Below are 14596 nucleotides of genomic sequence, written 5' to 3'. Positions count from 1 at the left end.
CGGAGTTCAAAACCCATGCACAGTTTCGACTTCAGCTCCCTCAGTCCACGGGACAAATACAAGATCCTGATCGGCAGTGTGGTTCCGCGCCCAATCGCCCTGGTCACCACCATCGACGGTGAAGGCCGGGTCAATGCCGCACCGTTCAGCTTCTTCAACGCGCTGTCGGCCGATCCGCCGATCCTCGCCCTCGGCGTGGAAAACTACGGCGACCTGAGCCCGAAAGACACCACGCGCAATATCCAGCTCAACCAGGAATTCACCGTCAACATCGTCAGCGATGCACTGGTGGAAGCCATGAACATCTGCGCCGTGCCCTTCGCCCCCGGCTTTGACGAGTTGACCGCCGCTGGCCTGACGGCGATTCCGGGCACCCGGGTCAGTTGCCCGCGCATCGGCGAAGCGCCGGTAGCGCTGGAGTGCCGACGGATGATGGCGCTGAACATCGGCCAGTCGCGGGAGATCATTTTCGGCGAGGTGTTGATGGCCCATGTCCGCGATGAACTGATCGACCCCAAGACCCTGTACATCGACCAACTCGGCCTCGACGCCATCGGCCGCATGGGCGGCCACGGCTACGCCCGCACCCGCGACTACTTCGACCTGCCCACCCGCTCGCTGCAAGCCTGGAACGAGGCGCCGGGAGGTGGGGAGCGGAGTTGGCCGGGTGGCGCTGCCGACGATGGGCGTCAGCGATAGAGCCATCGCGGGCAACCCCGCTCCCACTGTAGGAGCGGGCTTGCCCGCGAAGGCGGGGTGTCAGGCGCTGAGATATTGGCTGTGACGACCTTTTCGCGGGCAAGCCCACTTCCACAGGTTCATTGACACTTCAGCTGGCAGTTTTTCCGAGATGCCAGCATTGCTGCCCCGCTGCAATCCGCCTCCAATCCTGCCTGCATTGCCCCTCTCTGCAATCAGGATTAATTCGACATGGACGCACAACCCGATTTCACCCCCGCCCGCAAAACCCGCAGCACGGTCATGACCCCTATGCTCGGCACAGCGCTCGCCCTCAGCTCGCTATTTTTCGCCAGCAACGCCAAAGCCACTTTGGAAGCTCGATCAGTCCAGGCGACAGACACCACCTGGGCCTATTACGAAGGGGCGAAAAACGGCCCCACCCTGCTGTTGGTCCATGGCTTTGCCTCCAGCAAGGAGGTCTGGCTCAGCCTTGCCGAGGACCTTGGCGCCGATTTCCATCTGGTGATTCCCGACCTGCCTGGCTGGGGCGAGTCGACGCGTATCGCCGGCGCCAACTATGACATCGAGGCGCAGGCACAGCGCCTCGATGGGTTTATCCAGGCGCTGGATCTGCAGCAGGTGACACTGGTGGGCCACTCCATGGGGGGTGCCATTGTCGGCGTACAAGCCGCCGAGCGTCCGCAGCGGGTGGCGCGCCTGGCTTTGATCGGCTCGCTGGGGTTGAGCTTTGTTGACAACGACTTCATCCGCGAACTGAACCAAGGCATCAATCCGTTTATCTACGATGACCGCGCCGGCGTCGAGCGCACCGCGCGCCTGGTCTATCTGGACCCGCCGCCAATGTCCGACGAGCAGGTTGCCCAGGCGATTGCCAGCAACCAGGCACAGCGCGGATTTATCGAGAGCACCCTGGCGCAAATCCGTCCACTGCCACAATGGCAGGCCCTCGACTCACGCTTGCCCAAGCTCGACTTGCCGGTACTCGGTGTGGGCTGCCGCGAGGATAAAGTGATCGATATCTCTGCCTTGCAAACCCTTGCCAATGGCCTGCCGGATAATCCGGCCAGCCCCGGCGTGATCCTTGAAGGCTGCAACCACCTGCCGATGCTCGAACGCCCGGAGCACACCGCGCAGTTACTGAGGACCTTCGCCCGTCAGCCATGACTCAACGAAAATCCCGGCTGAACACACTGATGCCATTGAGCAGCGGGCTCAGGTCGCTCAGCCGGCCGGCGATCAGGTGGCGCACTTCACCGACCTGTTCCCAGCGGCCATCGACCCTGAGCAGTTGCGAGCCGACCAGGGCCTTGCGCTGGCGCTCGGCCAGGTCGCGCCAGACCACCACATTGATGTTGCCGAATTCGTCCTCCAGGGTGACGAAGGTCACGCCACTGGCGGTGCCCGGGCGCTGGCGGCCGGTGACCAGGCCGGCCACGCTGACATTGCGCCCATCCTCCACCGCCAGCAACTCCCGCGAACTGCGGCAGCGCAGGCCGCGCAATTGCGTGCGCAGCAACGCCAGCGGATGCGGGCCCAGGGTGGTGCCGACGCTGTGATAATCGGCGTGCAGGTCTTCGCTGACGCTGGGCTTGGGCAGGCACACCGGGGGCTCATCCTGGCTCGGCAAAGCGGCGAACAAGCCCAGTTGCTGTTGCACCCCCGCCACTTCCCAGCGCGCCTGGTGCCGATTCCCAGCCAATTGGCGTAAGGCGCCGGCATCGGCCAGCAATGCCTGGGCCCGGGCATCGAGCTGGGCGCGTCGGCCAAGGTCGGCGACGTCGATGAAGGCCCCCAGCAAACGTTCGACTTCGATACGCCGCGCATCTTCCTCGCGAAAGCCCTTGATCATCCGCAACCCCAGGCGAATCGCCGGTTGCGGGCCGTCGGTCGGCTCCAGGCTGCAATCCCAGTCGCTGGCACAGACATCCACCGCACGCACCTGCAGATGATGCCGGCGCGCGTCCTGGAGGATCTGGTCGGGGCTGTAGAAGCCCATCGGCCAGCTGTTGATCAGGGCACAGGCAAAGGCCGCCGGCTCATGGCATTTGAGCCAGCAACTGGCGTAGGTCAGCAGGGCGAAGCTGGCGGCGTGAGACTCGGGAAAGCCGTAGCTGCCAAAGCCTTTGATCTGTTCGAAGATCTGCGCGGCAAAGGCTTCTGAATAGCCATTCTTGAGCATGCCTTCGCGCAGGCGCACCTGGTGCGGGTCGAGGCCGCCGTGACGTTTCCAGGCGGCCATGGCCCGGCGCAACTGGTCGGCCTCGCCGGGGCTGTAGTCGGCGGCGACGATGGCGATCTGCATCACCTGCTCCTGGAACAACGGCACCCCCAGGGTGCGCTTGAGCACGGCTTCCAACGCCTTGGACGGATAGGTCTCCGGCTCCTCCTGGTTGCGCCGTCGAAGGTACGGATGGACCATGCCGCCCTGGATCGGCCCGGGGCGGACGATCGCCACTTCGATCACCAGGTCATAGAATTTGCGCGGCTGCAGGCGCGGCAGCATCGACATCTGCGCCCGCGATTCGATCTGGAACACGCCGATGGTGTCGGCGCGGCAAATCATGTCGTAGGTGGCCGGGTCCTCGGCCGGGATCTTCGACAGGCTCAACTCCAATCCACGGTAGTGGCGCACCAGGTCGAAACAGCGGCGAATCGCGCTGAGCATGCCCAGGGCGAGGATATCGACCTTGAGCAGGCCGACCATGTCCAGGTCATCCTTGTCCCACTGGATGATGGTGCGTTCGGCCATGGCCGCGTTTTCCACCGGCACCAGGCTGTCCAGCGGCTGCTCGGAAATCACAAAACCGCCGGGATGCTGGGACAGGTGCCGGGGAAAGCCGATCAGTTGCCGGGTCAGCCCCAGCACCCGACGCAGCACCGGGCTGTCGGGATCGAAGCCAGCCTCGCGCAGGCGATCCAGGGGGGGCGCTTCGTCGCTCCAGCGTCCGCAGCAATCGGCCAGGGCGTTGATCTGGTCGGCCGGCAAACCCAGGGCCTTGGCCACATCGCGAACCGCCCCGGCCCCGTGGTAGGTGCTGACCACCGCGGTCAGCGCGGCGCGGCGGCGTCCGTAGCGCTGGAATACGTACTGCAGGACTTCTTCACGGCGCTCATGCTCGAAATCGACGTCGATGTCCGGCGGCTCGTTACGCTCGCGGGACAGAAACCGTTCGAACAGCATGTTCATCCGGCTCGGGTCGATTTCGGTGATGCCCAGGGCGTAGCACACCGCCGAGTTGGCCGCCGAGCCCCGGCCCTGGCAGAGGATGCGCTGGCGCCGGGCGAAGCTGACGATGTCCTCCACTGTCAGGAAGTAACTTTCGTAGCCCAGTTCGGCAATCAGTTGCAGCTCTTTATCGATCAGCGCCAGCACCTCGCTGCTCGGTCCCTCGGGCCAGCGCCGGCACAGGCCCTGTTCGGTCAGGCGGCGCAGCCAGGACGTCGGCGTCTGGCCCTCGGGCACCAGTTCGCGCGGGTACTGGTAGCGCAACTGGCCGAGGTCGAAGCTGCAGCGCCGGGCGATCACCAGGCTCTGCTCGAGCAACGCCGCCGGGTACAGCACGCGCAGGGTTTCGAGGCTGCGCAGGTGGCGCTCGCCATTGGGGTGCAGGCGTTGACCGGCAGCCGCCACCGGCACATGCAGGCGAATCGCAGTCATGGTGTCCTGCAGGGCTCGCCGGCCCCGGGCATGCATGTGCACATCGCCGCAGGCCACCGCCGGGATCTGCAAATCCGCCGCCAGCGCCAACAGTTCGGCCAGGCGCCGGGCATCGTCCTGCCCGCAATGCAACTCGACCGCCAGCCACAGGCGCCCGGCAAAGCGCTGCTGCAACCAGGCGCCGTGGGCCTGGCTGTCGACGCGATCCGGCAACCACAAGGCCAGGAGCCCCGGCATCGGCTCGTCGAAGTCCTCGCGCAGGACCCGGTAGTGGCCCTTCTCGCTGCGCCGGCGGGCGTGGGTGATCAAGCGGCACAACGCCTGGTAACCGTCGAGGTTCTCCACCAGCAGCACCAGCTTCGGGCCGTCCTCGACCCGCACTTCACTGCCGATGATCAGCGGCAGGCCCAGCACCCTGGACGCCTGCCAGGCGCGGACGATACCGGCCAGGGTGCATTCGTCGGTGATCGCCAGGGCCTGGTAACCCTGGGCCTTGGCCCGTTCGAACAGCTCCTGCGCACTGGAGGCCCCACGCTGGAAACTGAAGTTCGACAGGCAGTGCAGCTCGGCATAACCGGTGCTCATGCGAACCAACCTTGCAGCCACAGCGGCCCGCCCTCGCCCACCTCGCGATAGGCCCAACCCTGTTGCCCGCTGCGGGTTTCGATCAGGTAGTAATCCCGGCGCACGTCGGCGCCATCCCACCAGCCGGACTCGATGCGTTCCGGCCCCATGAGGATCTGCGCCGCGCCTTCCTGCACCGGCAACGGCTCACTGAGCAACCAACCCGGACGCCGAGCGTCCGACAGCATCACGGCCAACTGACTCTGGGTGCTGGGCTGCCAGGCACACTCCGGGCGATGATCGGCCTGAAAGCCCAGGCCTTGTACCGTGTCGTCACCCAAGCGGGCGCGCAGGCGTTCGCGCAGTTGCTCCCAGGGCAAGGATTGCTGGGGGCGCTCGTCAAACAGCTCGCGGCGCTGCGGCACGAAGCTTGGCAAATCCCGCGCCGACAGGCGAAAGCCGCGCACCGGCGCCTCGACCTGGACCTGCTCCAGGCGTCCACGGGCCAGTTCGAACAGCATGCCCGGGTCGCGCTCGGCGCTGAGCAGCCCGACCTTGACCAGGGTGTCGGTCAGGCCGGCATGTTCCAGATGCAGGTCGAAACGCTGCACGCCACTGTCGCGACCGCAGAGAAACGCGGCCAGGTCAGCCGTCAGGCGGCGCAATGGAAACAGCAGGGCCTGGTGCGACTGCACGTCGAAATTCAGTTCGATACGCACATCGAAACGGTCCGGCGGCAGGTAAAAGCCCAGGGCCAGGGGCCGCTCGCCGAGCAAGGTGTCGAGGTGCTTGAGCAGCGTGGCTTCGAAGCGTCGGGCCAGGGTCTGGCGTGGTAACGCCCGCAGTTGTGCAAGGGTGCGCAAGCCCATCCGCGACAGGGCCGTGGCGTCTGTGGGTGGCAGGCCGATGCGCTCGACCGACATCTGCCCGAGCAAACACTCCAGGCTGGACTGATCCGCCACCGCCAGGCCGTCGTGGGCATTGGCGAGGATTCGCGCGGCCAGCGGATTGGGCGCGGTCACCAGGCGATGACGAAACCCCAGCGCTGTCAGCTCGGCCCGCAAACGCGCCTCGAGCTTTGGCCAGGGCCCGAACAGCCCCAGGCTCGACTCGATTTCAAACAGCAGGGTGCGGGGAAAATGCACGCTGACCTGGGAACTGAAACCATAGGCCCAGGCCGCGAGAAACTGCTGCCAGTGCTCGACGCCAGCCACGTCATAGTCGGCACTGACAAAGGCCTTGCTCAAGGCCTGGGCAGCGGTCATCGACTGGCCCGCGCGCAGCCCCAGGGCCCGCGCCGGCTCATTGACCGCCTGCAATACCCGCCGCTGGGCCGGACCGCTGAGCAACACCAGGGGTTCTTCAGGATCGCTGCGCTGACGTAATACCGCGTCCAGCGCCAGCTGCGGGAAAACAATACAGACCCAGCGCATTGCAACCTCAGTGCCGCGTGGCGAAGGCGATCGGTGCCGTACGCAGCAGCCCGCCCCGGCACTTGAGCACGCGCAACTGGGCCGGACGCGCATCGATGGCAATGCGCAGGGCCGCCGGCGAAGGGTTGAGCGCTTCCTGGCTCGCCCGGTAGGCGAACACCAGGGTCTGCCCGGTTTCGGCCGCCACCTGCAAACGCCGCAAGGCCCGGTCATCGGCCTGCTTCGGCCAGCACAGCACGGCGCCGCAACTGCCCGAGCGCAGGCATTGCTCGGCGGCCCACAGCGCCTCGCGGTCGCTGGCCTGGATGATCGACAACTGGCGCAGGTCGACTCCGGCGTTCTGCCACGCCTGGGGATAGGGAATGGCGGGCGGAGCGACCAGTACCACCCGCTCGCCGGCAGCGGTCAAGCGGGCCAGGGTCGGCCAGACCAGTTGCAACTCACCAACGCCCTGCCCGGCAATCAGGATTTCCGTGAGCGCCGCCTCCGGCCAGCCACCGGCGGGCAATGCGGCATCCAGCGCCGCGTGGCCGGTGGGTTGGGTGCTGACATGGGCTGGCGCAGGCCGGCCTTTCCAGACCTGGCCGCCATTGAACAGGGTATCCAGCGCAACGACGGCGCCCATCAGCCCTGCCTCACCAGGCCACAAAACACCCCTTCGATCGCCAGGTCCTGGTCGGCGCTGACCACGATCGGGCTGTAGGCCGGGTTGCGTGGCAACAGGTGCACGCTGTCGGCGTGGCGCTCGAAGCGCTTGATGGTGACCTCACCCTCCAGCCGCGCGACCACGATCTGGCCGTTTTCCACCTGGGTACTGCGGCGCACGCCCACCAGGTCGCCGTCGAGAATGCCGTCGCCAATCATCGAGTCACCCTGGACCCGCAGCAGGTAGTCAGGGGTGCGGAAAAACAGCGCCGGGTCGAGCCACAAACGGCTATGGACCTCGGCATCGACACCGATCGGCGCACCGGCGGCGACCCGCCCGAGCACCGGGATATCCAGCAGTTCCGGGCGGCGCGGCTGATTGAGCAGGCGAATGCCACGGGCCTGATGCGGGTTGACCTCGATGAGGCCGGCTTCAGTCAGGGCAATCACATGCTTGCGCGCCACGCTGCGCGAGGCAAAACCAAAGGCCTCGCTGATTTCAGCGAGGCTCGGGGACTGACCTTGTTGAGCGATACGGTCGCTGATGAAGGTCAGGATGGCGGCACGGCGGGGAGTTAAAGTAGTCATGGAGTACATTTGTACTCCTGTCGGGTTTTTCTGACAAGAACCGCCAGTCGTGATGGTGGAGAGGACGACAGATCATCGGCGGCCGATCCCCACACCTGCTGTCATCGCAACCCTGTAGGAGCTGGCTTGTCGGGCCGCCGTATCGCAGCGAAGAAGTTGATGCGGTGTGGCTGGTGGCCCCTTCGCTGGCAAGCCAGCTCCTACAAGGGTGTGGTCAGCCGCCGTTCAACGCCCGCAGATCAAGCCGGCCTTCCTTGAGTGGCGGGCACCAGTAGTAGCCGCCGGTGATCGGTCGGCTCATGCGGTACAGGCCGTCGACGATGCCGTCTTCCAGGCCGCTCATGCGCCGCAGCTGGGCTTCGAAGGCGTTGAAGGAGTGGCCGAAGGCGGTGAACATCAGGCCGGCGCGGTCGCCTTCGATCCACGGCATCGAGCGGCGCACGATGAAGGCTTCGGGGCTGAAGCTTTCCTGGGCGGTGCGCTTGACGTGGGCCGAGAGCGGCGCGTCGTCGAGTTCTTCGTTATCGCTTTTGCGCCGACCCATGATGTGGTCCTGCTCTTCGGACGGCATGGCGTTAAAGCCCTTGAGGTCGTGCTGCCACTGCTGGATCGCGACGAAGCTGGCGCCGACTTCACCGTCCGCGCCTTCTGCCACCAAAGCAGCCGCCACAGCTGCATCATCATGAGGATTTTCGGTGCCGTCTTCATAACCGGTCAGGTCATGCCCGGTCATGTGGCGGAAGGTTTCGTTCATTTGTACCAGGCGCAATGCCGGGGCCAGCGCGGCCTCGATGGCCTGGCTGCGATTGAGCAGCTCGCCGCGGTCCTCGCCGTGCAGCCACAGCCACAGTGCGTGCTGGGTCGAAGGGTTCTCCACGCCGACGCCGATCATCGCCGGAAACGGTCGCAGACCGGCGACTTTCGCCCCCAGCGCATTGACCAGCGACTTGCCAAAACCCACCACCGCCGATTGGCCGTCGACCCATTGCACCAGTTGATCGAGCGCCGCTGGCAGGGCTTCTACCGATTCAAGGGCAAAAAACAGGTGCCGCGCCTGGGACGGAACGGGGGTCGCGAGGATGCCGGGCTGGTAGTTACTCATGGGAACTCCTTGGGAAAGGCGGGAATTCTACTACGCCAAGTAAGGATTTGTGACTAGTGCGCCGGTAATTGCGCCTCCCCCCGGTAGGCACTCGGGCTTTGCCCGGTCCAGCGCTTGAACGCCCGACGGAAGCTGCGAACGTCGCTGTAGCCGACTTCCTCGGTGATGCGCTCGATGGACATGTCCGGGTTGGCCAACAGGCTCATGGTCCGCGCCTGGCGCACCTGCTCCAGCAGGGCCTCGAAGGTCAGGGCGTGCTCGGTCAGGCGGCGGCGCAGGGTGCGACCGCTCATGTTGAGGTCGCCGGCAATTTTTTCCAGGTGGCTGCCACGGGTCAGGTCGCGGGAGATGGCGCGCTCCACGGCCTGGATCAGGTCCAGTTTCTGATGCACCTGGGCGCCTTCGAGCTCCAGCAGCTTGACCGCCTGGCGCAACGCCAGGGAATGATGATTGGGCAGGCACACATCCAGCCAGTGCGCCTCCAGCACCAGCCGATTGTGCAGGCAACCGAAGCGCACATCGGCCCCAAGCAAGCGATGATACTGCGCCACGTAATCCGGTGCGGCGTGCATGAATTCGACTCGCAGGCAGTGGAAATCCGCCCCCACCAGCGCCCGGCCATAGACCAGCAGGCTGGCGAAGAACTCCTCCACCGCAAACTGCTGAACGTCGGCAAACGGCAGGCGACATTCGGCGTCGACAAACACCTGGCCTGGCACTTCCTGCACGCTGGAGACCACGATGCCGCCGGTGGTGTGCTGATGGCGAATCCCCAGCTCAAAGGCATCACGCAGGGTCCTGCACAGCGACAGCACGTGCCCCAGCAGGCCAAGGGTGCCCAACACGTTCTGATTGCCAACCCAGAGCCCGAGCCCCTGGTTGGGAATGACCTTGAGGGCGCGCTGGATCATCGCCACCGCCTGGCGGTAGGAAATCCGCTGCGCGGGATCTTCGAGATCGTCGAGGGTAAAGCCCAGGCCACGACACAGGCTGTGCGGGTCGATGCCCTTGGCGGCGGCCACTTCGGCCAGGGTTTGCAGAAGGAAGGGAGACACCAGCGCCAGTTCGTAGTGGGGATCGATGACTTTGATAGGCATGGACGACGGTTTCCGCAGCTGTTCTTATTTTTGTAACTGGTTATGTCGACAAACGTTAGCACGCCTGGCCGCCTGACCGCCAACCTGCTGCCAACAGCGTCGGCCAGGTATCAAGGCGGGCCAGAGGCTGTCCGCAGATGTCCGCTCTGTGTCCGCCAATACCCTGCCCCGCCGAGCCCCGAGCGCTTATTTCTATAGCAAGGCCTGCGTGAAGGTCGATGGCGCCTCCAACCACAAGAACAAGAGCCCAGACATGAACCCCAATCCTCTGTTTTCTCCCCTGCGCCTGGCCGCCGGCGTGGCCCTGCTGTCGAGTCTCTGTGCCACGGCCCAGGCGACCGAATCCGGAGTCGACAATATCGGTCCCGGCACCGATGGCTTCTTCATGCTGCCACTGGACGTCAACAGCCTTCCGGACAACATGGTTGCGTTCAACCTCTACTACAACTACTACAAGGCCCGGGAGCTGAATATCAGCTCGCTCGGCGGCAAGGTGCCAGGGGTGGAGATCAAGTCCGAAGCGGTGATTCCGCGCCTGGACTACCTCAGCCCGTTGCGCATTGCCGGCGGTCGCCTGGGGTTCTATATCGCGCAGCCGTGGATCAAGCAGGAAGTGCAGGCTTTCGGCCTTTCCGATGACCGAGAAAGCATGGGCGACACCACGGTGGCGCCGATCATCCTGTGGGATATGGGAAAAAACCTGACTCTGGGCGCGGCGGTGGAGATCACCATTCCCACGGGCGAATACGACGCGACTCGCCTGGCCAATACCAGTAACAACTTCTACACCTACAAACCGCTGTTTTCCTTCACCTGGCTACCAAGCGAAAGAACCGAGTTGTCGCTCAAGACCACCTACAGTTTCAACCAGGAAAACCACGACACCGACTACCGCTCGGGGCAGATTTTCCACTTCGATTATTCCGCCAGCTACAAGGTCACCGACAACCTGAACCTGGGCCTCAACGGCTACTACCTGAAGCAGACCACCGACGACAAACAGTTCGGCAGGACCGTGCAGTTCAACGGCCAGGATGTGAACGATGGGGTGCGCGGCGAAGTATTCGCCATCGGTCCGGCGCTGTATTTCACTTTTCTCAAATACGCCAGTGCCGAGTTGCGCTGGGCCAGGGAGTTCGACGTAGAGAACCGTCCCGAGGGCCAGATGCTCTGGGCCAAGGTCAGCATTCCCTACGCCTTTTGATGTGAGGGTTCAGGGCTTGAGGGGGCGCTCCTGATCCAGGTCCGATAGTTCCCGGCTGTCGTCATGCTTCCAGGTTTGCGGCGGCGGATTTTCTTCCGGTCGGGCCTCGTCGGGCTTCTGCTCGTCTTCCTGCTCCCGTGGTTGTTCTTTTGCCATGACGCCATCTCCCGCAGTGAATGTGTACCTTGAAGAATAGAACAAGCCGGGCACCCGGGACGGCGGAGTCCGGTGTGACTGCTACACTTGATGTCTGGGGATTCGCGCGAGTCAGGCAGAAGGTGGTGGCATGAAAAACACTGGATCGCTGTTGCTGTTACTGGTCTGTCTATCCGCCGTCGCCGACGACCTCGACGCTCCCCAGGGGCCCCTGTTGATCGACTCGGAAACCCAGACGCTGTACTCCACCCCGGCCAAGCCGTTCGCCGACTCAGCGCCACAGGATTTCGTACCGCTGTCCGATTCCCACAGTTTCAACAATTCGCAATTGCCCAGCGTAGGTGACACCCGGCCGCAATTGCTGCGCCGCACCTACAACCCGGATCTGGGGGTCTACGTCGACAACACCGTGCCCATCGGACGCTGCCCCAACGACTGCGAGCCCGTAGATGCCGAGGACCAGGCGCCGGCGACCGAGTGACGCTCTACCACTGGCGTTTGTCGGGGCGCTCCAGGCCGAGTTTTTCAATGCGGTAACGCAGCATGTCGCGGCTCAAACCCAGCAGCCGTGCAGACTTGGTGACGTTCCAGTCGGTCTTGTCGAGCATCTTGCGCACCATGTCGCGCTCCACTTCCGGCAGGTTCATGCTGTCGCTGCCATTGAACGTCGGCCGCGGCTCGTTGAATGACGATGACTCGAACTGCGGCAGCGACTCCTCCACCAGGCTGTGGCAGACATTCAACTGTGCCGCGCCCACGCTGTCGTGAGGCGCCAGCAGCACGGTTTGCTCGAGCATGTTGCGCAGCTCGCGCACGTTGCCCGGCCAGCTGTAGCTGAGCAGCAGTTCCTCGGCCTGGGGGCTGAAATACAGGTTCGGCTTGCCGTAGCGCCGGCCATGCACGCCGAGGAAATGCCTGGCCAGCAGCAGCACGTCGTCGACCCGTGCATACAGGCGCGGCACCTTGATCGAAATGATCCGCAGGCGGAAGAACAGGTCGCGGCGGAACTTGCCCTGTTGCACCATCTGTTCAAGGTTGCAATTGGTTGCGCTGATGATCCGCAAGTCGACCTTGCGCTCCTTCACCGAGCCAACCCGGCGGATGGTCCGGTCTTCGAGCAACTTGAGCAGCTTGGCCTGCAGCAGCAGGTCCATCTCGCCCACCTCATCGAGGAACAGCGTGCCACCATCGGCCGCTTCCACCAGGCCCAGGCGGCGATCCTTGGCGTCGGTGAACGCGCCCTTCTCATGGCCGAACAACTCCGATTCCAGCAGGTTGGAAGGAATCGACGCACAGTTGAACTCGACGAACGGCCCCTTGCTGCGCGGACCGTCGAAATGCAGGGCCCGGGCCACCAGTTCCTTGCCGGTGCCGGTCTCGCCCTCCACCAGAACCGGCGGCAGGTCGGAGTTGGCCATCCGCCGCTCGGCATCGAGCAACTGGCAGATGGTGTTCTTCAGCGCCAGCATCGGCCCGGACTCGCCGATCAATGCCTGCACCCCGGACTTCTGCGCCTCGCGTTCCTGATAGAACGACAGCGTGCGCTCCATCCGCTCGGTCGCCAGCGCCTTGTCCAGCAGCAACTTGAGTTCCGGCAAGGCCACCGGTTTGGTCACGTAGTGAAACGCGCCCTCCTTCATCGCCGTGACCGCATCCTCGACGTTGCCGTAGCCGGTCATCATGATCACTTTCAGATCCGGCGCGCTGATGCGCAGCTTCTGGATCAGGTCGTGACCACTCATCCCCGGCAACGAGTTGTCGGTCAAGACCGCATCGGGCACAAAGGTGTTCAGTTGCTCCAGCGCTTCTTCGGCGCTGTGGCAGACGGTCACCTCGAAGCCCTTGCGCTCCAGATAGGTCTGGATGTTTTCGGCGAGCAACTCGTCGTCCTCAACCAGCAGTATGCTGTGCTCCATATTCCCCTCCCGCTGCCACTTTAAAGGTCAGACACACACGGGTTCCTTCCTGCTCCTGGCTGGTCAGTTCGACCGAACCCTCAAAGCGCTCCATTATTCGCTTGACCAACGCCAGGCCAACCCCGAGGCCGCCCTGCTTGGTGGTAAAAAAAGGTTTGAAGACCATCTGTTCCTGCTGCTTGCTCATGCCCTTGCCGGTGTCGGTGAGGGTCATCTGCAAGTGCCCGTTTTCCAGCTGCGCGATGTCGAGGCTGAGCACGCCGCCCTTGGGCATGGCCTCCAGGGCATTGGCGAACAGGCTGTTGAGAATCTGCGTCAGCAGCACCCGCTGGCTGACCACCGCCGGATAGCTGCCCGGGGTAAAACGCACCTCGACATTCGAGCGTTTGATCAGTGCATCGAAGGCGCTCAGGGTGTCGTCCAGGGCGAGCACCAGGTCGACTGCCTCGTGATCGTCGTGCATCGGTCGCAAGGACACCAGCAACTCGCGGACCCAACGCGACATACGGTCGACCTGGCTGATGATGTCGCCAATATTCTTCTGCGCCGGGGCACTGGCGATGTCCTGGGCCAGCTCGGCGCTGGAGCGAATGGTCGCCAGCGGGTTGCGCAGGCTGTGGGCCACCGCCGAGGACATCTCCCCTAGCGCGACGAAGGTTTCGTTGGTGACCAATTGCTGTTGCTGGGTCTGCAGCAACAGCGCGGCGCGGCGCACGATCCAGTACAGGCCGAGGTAAATCAGCAGGCCGCCGAAAATCGTCGCCACCCAGATCGCGGTAAAGCCGCGGCGGATACGCTCCACCAGATCGGCCGGCTCCTTGTAGATCTCGACCATGGCGATGACCTTGCTCTGGTCGGCATTGAACATCGGGATGTAGTTTTCGATGAACAGGTACTTGGGCTCGCGCAGCAGGCGTTGCTCCGGCTTCTCATCATCGATTTCGTGGTAACTGGAGGACACCGGCACCTTCATGGCGAAGGACTCATCGAGTTCATCATCGTCGTCGATGCGCACCCCGATAAGGTCCGGATTGGTCGACCAGACCACGGTACGGTCCAGCGCATAAACGGTGGCCAGCAAGATATCCGGCAGGTGCTCGACATGATCGAGAAACTCGTTGCGCGCCGCAGCCCGCGACAGTGGGTCGACGTCGGGATAGGCGTAGTCCTGGCGCGGGTCCAGCAACTCGCCCATGGTCCGGGCTTCGCTGATCGAGGCGTGACGCCGTTCGGCGGCGCCGATGGCCTGGATGAACTGGGCAGTGAGCAAGGCATCGCGCTCGATGCTTTCGGTGACCACGAAGCGCGTCGAGACATACCCCAGGCCCAGCGCCACCGCGGCGATGATGAAAAAGCTGGCGAGGGAAAACCAGCGCAGCAGATTGAACTGCCCGCCCCAGCCCTTGCGCTCGCCCGATGAAAAGGCTTGCTCAGGTATTTTTGTTGTTTCCAGCGTCTGCATGAGAGACGTTCCTGATTGCAATCCGGTTGTATAACTAAGCGGTTAATACTCCACACCAGTGTAGAAGCC

Annotated in this window: 13 protein-coding genes; 4 read left to right on the top strand and 9 right to left on the bottom strand. The window is 64.0% G+C overall.

Translation table 11 applies throughout. The features are described from left to right. Positions 1 to 15: 15 nt before the first annotated feature. Both ACZYR5_RS23890 and ACZYR5_RS23885 read left to right on the top strand, forming a co-directional pair. Positions 16 to 699, top strand: a complete 684-nt coding sequence (locus ACZYR5_RS23890) for a flavin reductase family protein (protein WP_489091604.1) — start codon at positions 16 to 18, stop codon at positions 697 to 699. Between the two features lie 231 nt (positions 700 to 930). Then, entirely contained in the window at positions 931 to 1866 is a 936-nt protein-coding gene (locus ACZYR5_RS23885; RefSeq protein WP_489091605.1) for an alpha/beta fold hydrolase, read from the top strand. A 1-nt stretch (position 1867) separates the two neighbouring features. Here ACZYR5_RS23885 and ACZYR5_RS23880 read toward each other — a convergent pair whose 3' ends face one another. The 6 genes from ACZYR5_RS23880 to ACZYR5_RS23855 form a co-directional block, all read right to left on the bottom strand. After that, a complete protein-coding gene (locus tag ACZYR5_RS23880; protein ID WP_489091606.1) occupies positions 1868 to 4966 on the bottom strand; it encodes an error-prone DNA polymerase in 3099 nt (1032 codons plus the stop codon). Then, positions 4942 to 6357: a Y-family DNA polymerase gene (locus tag ACZYR5_RS23875; RefSeq protein ID WP_489091607.1), complete on the bottom strand. Its 1416-nt coding sequence runs from the start codon at positions 6355 to 6357 to the stop codon at positions 4942 to 4944. The genes ACZYR5_RS23880 and ACZYR5_RS23875 overlap by 25 nt, the downstream gene beginning before the upstream one ends. Positions 6358 to 6364: 7 nt before the next feature. After that, positions 6365 to 6982 (bottom strand): translesion DNA synthesis-associated protein ImuA, encoded by a 618-nt coding sequence (gene imuA, locus ACZYR5_RS23870; protein WP_489091608.1) that lies wholly within the window; start codon positions 6980 to 6982, stop codon positions 6365 to 6367. Further along, positions 6982 to 7599 (bottom strand): transcriptional repressor LexA, encoded by a 618-nt coding sequence (lexA, locus tag ACZYR5_RS23865; RefSeq protein WP_489091609.1) that lies wholly within the window; start codon positions 7597 to 7599, stop codon positions 6982 to 6984. The genes imuA and lexA overlap by 1 nt, the downstream gene beginning before the upstream one ends. 205 nt (positions 7600 to 7804) lie before the next feature. Then, entirely contained in the window at positions 7805 to 8692 is an 888-nt protein-coding gene (locus ACZYR5_RS23860) for a Dyp-type peroxidase (protein WP_489091610.1), read from the bottom strand. A gap of 53 nt (positions 8693 to 8745) precedes the next feature. Further along, a complete protein-coding gene (locus ACZYR5_RS23855) occupies positions 8746 to 9789 on the bottom strand; it encodes an AraC family transcriptional regulator (RefSeq protein WP_489091611.1) in 1044 nt (347 codons plus the stop codon). A 253-nt stretch (positions 9790 to 10042) separates the two neighbouring features. Here ACZYR5_RS23855 and ACZYR5_RS23850 point away from each other — a divergent pair, with 253 nt between their 5' ends. Further along, positions 10043 to 10993 carry a SphA family protein gene (locus ACZYR5_RS23850; RefSeq protein WP_489091612.1) on the top strand — a complete coding sequence of 317 codons (951 nt, stop codon included), beginning with the start codon at positions 10043 to 10045 and terminating at the stop codon, positions 10991 to 10993. 9 nt (positions 10994 to 11002) lie between these two features. Here the strand turns inward: ACZYR5_RS23850 and ACZYR5_RS23845 are convergent, their stop codons facing one another. Beyond that, entirely contained in the window at positions 11003 to 11149 is a 147-nt protein-coding gene (locus ACZYR5_RS23845; protein ID WP_489091613.1) for a hypothetical protein, read from the bottom strand. A gap of 130 nt (positions 11150 to 11279) precedes the next feature. On the opposite strand from ACZYR5_RS23845, the gene ACZYR5_RS23840 reads away from it, so the two are divergent. Then, a complete protein-coding gene (locus ACZYR5_RS23840) occupies positions 11280 to 11630 on the top strand; it encodes a hypothetical protein (RefSeq protein ID WP_489091614.1) in 351 nt (116 codons plus the stop codon). Between the two features lie 4 nt (positions 11631 to 11634). Here the strand turns inward: ACZYR5_RS23840 and ACZYR5_RS23835 are convergent, their stop codons facing one another. Continuing rightward, a complete protein-coding gene (locus ACZYR5_RS23835) occupies positions 11635 to 13065 on the bottom strand; it encodes a sigma-54-dependent transcriptional regulator (RefSeq protein ID WP_489091615.1) in 1431 nt (476 codons plus the stop codon). Continuing rightward, positions 13040 to 14527: a sensor histidine kinase gene (locus ACZYR5_RS23830; protein ID WP_489091616.1), complete on the bottom strand. Its 1488-nt coding sequence runs from the start codon at positions 14525 to 14527 to the stop codon at positions 13040 to 13042. The genes ACZYR5_RS23835 and ACZYR5_RS23830 overlap by 26 nt, the downstream gene beginning before the upstream one ends. Between the last annotated feature and the right edge of the window lie 69 nt (positions 14528 to 14596).

The sequence above is a fragment of the Pseudomonas sp. F007 genome (assembly GCF_057814275.1).
The sequence above is the reverse complement of the archived record's forward strand: the minus strand, read 5'-3'. Positions and strand labels throughout refer to the sequence as shown.

Coding starts and splice junctions, on each gene's coding strand:
- ACZYR5_RS23840 (WP_489091614.1), top strand. CDS start 11,280: ATGAAAAACACTGGATCGCTGTTGCTGTTACTGGTCTGTCTATCCGCC.
- imuA (WP_489091608.1), bottom strand. CDS start 6,982: ATGGGCGCCGTCGTTGCGCTGGATACCCTGTTCAATGGCGGCCAGGTC.
- ACZYR5_RS23890 (WP_489091604.1), top strand. CDS start 16: ATGCACAGTTTCGACTTCAGCTCCCTCAGTCCACGGGACAAATACAAG.
- ACZYR5_RS23830 (WP_489091616.1), bottom strand. CDS start 14,527: ATGCAGACGCTGGAAACAACAAAAATACCTGAGCAAGCCTTTTCATCG.
- ACZYR5_RS23845 (WP_489091613.1), bottom strand. CDS start 11,149: ATGGCAAAAGAACAACCACGGGAGCAGGAAGACGAGCAGAAGCCCGAC.
- ACZYR5_RS23835 (WP_489091615.1), bottom strand. CDS start 13,065: ATGGAGCACAGCATACTGCTGGTTGAGGACGACGAGTTGCTCGCCGAA.
- ACZYR5_RS23855 (WP_489091611.1), bottom strand. CDS start 9,789: ATGCCTATCAAAGTCATCGATCCCCACTACGAACTGGCGCTGGTGTCT.
- ACZYR5_RS23860 (WP_489091610.1), bottom strand. CDS start 8,692: ATGAGTAACTACCAGCCCGGCATCCTCGCGACCCCCGTTCCGTCCCAG.
- ACZYR5_RS23850 (WP_489091612.1), top strand. CDS start 10,043: ATGAACCCCAATCCTCTGTTTTCTCCCCTGCGCCTGGCCGCCGGCGTG.
- lexA (WP_489091609.1), bottom strand. CDS start 7,599: ATGTACTCCATGACTACTTTAACTCCCCGCCGTGCCGCCATCCTGACC.
- ACZYR5_RS23875 (WP_489091607.1), bottom strand. CDS start 6,357: ATGCGCTGGGTCTGTATTGTTTTCCCGCAGCTGGCGCTGGACGCGGTA.
- ACZYR5_RS23885 (WP_489091605.1), top strand. CDS start 931: ATGGACGCACAACCCGATTTCACCCCCGCCCGCAAAACCCGCAGCACG.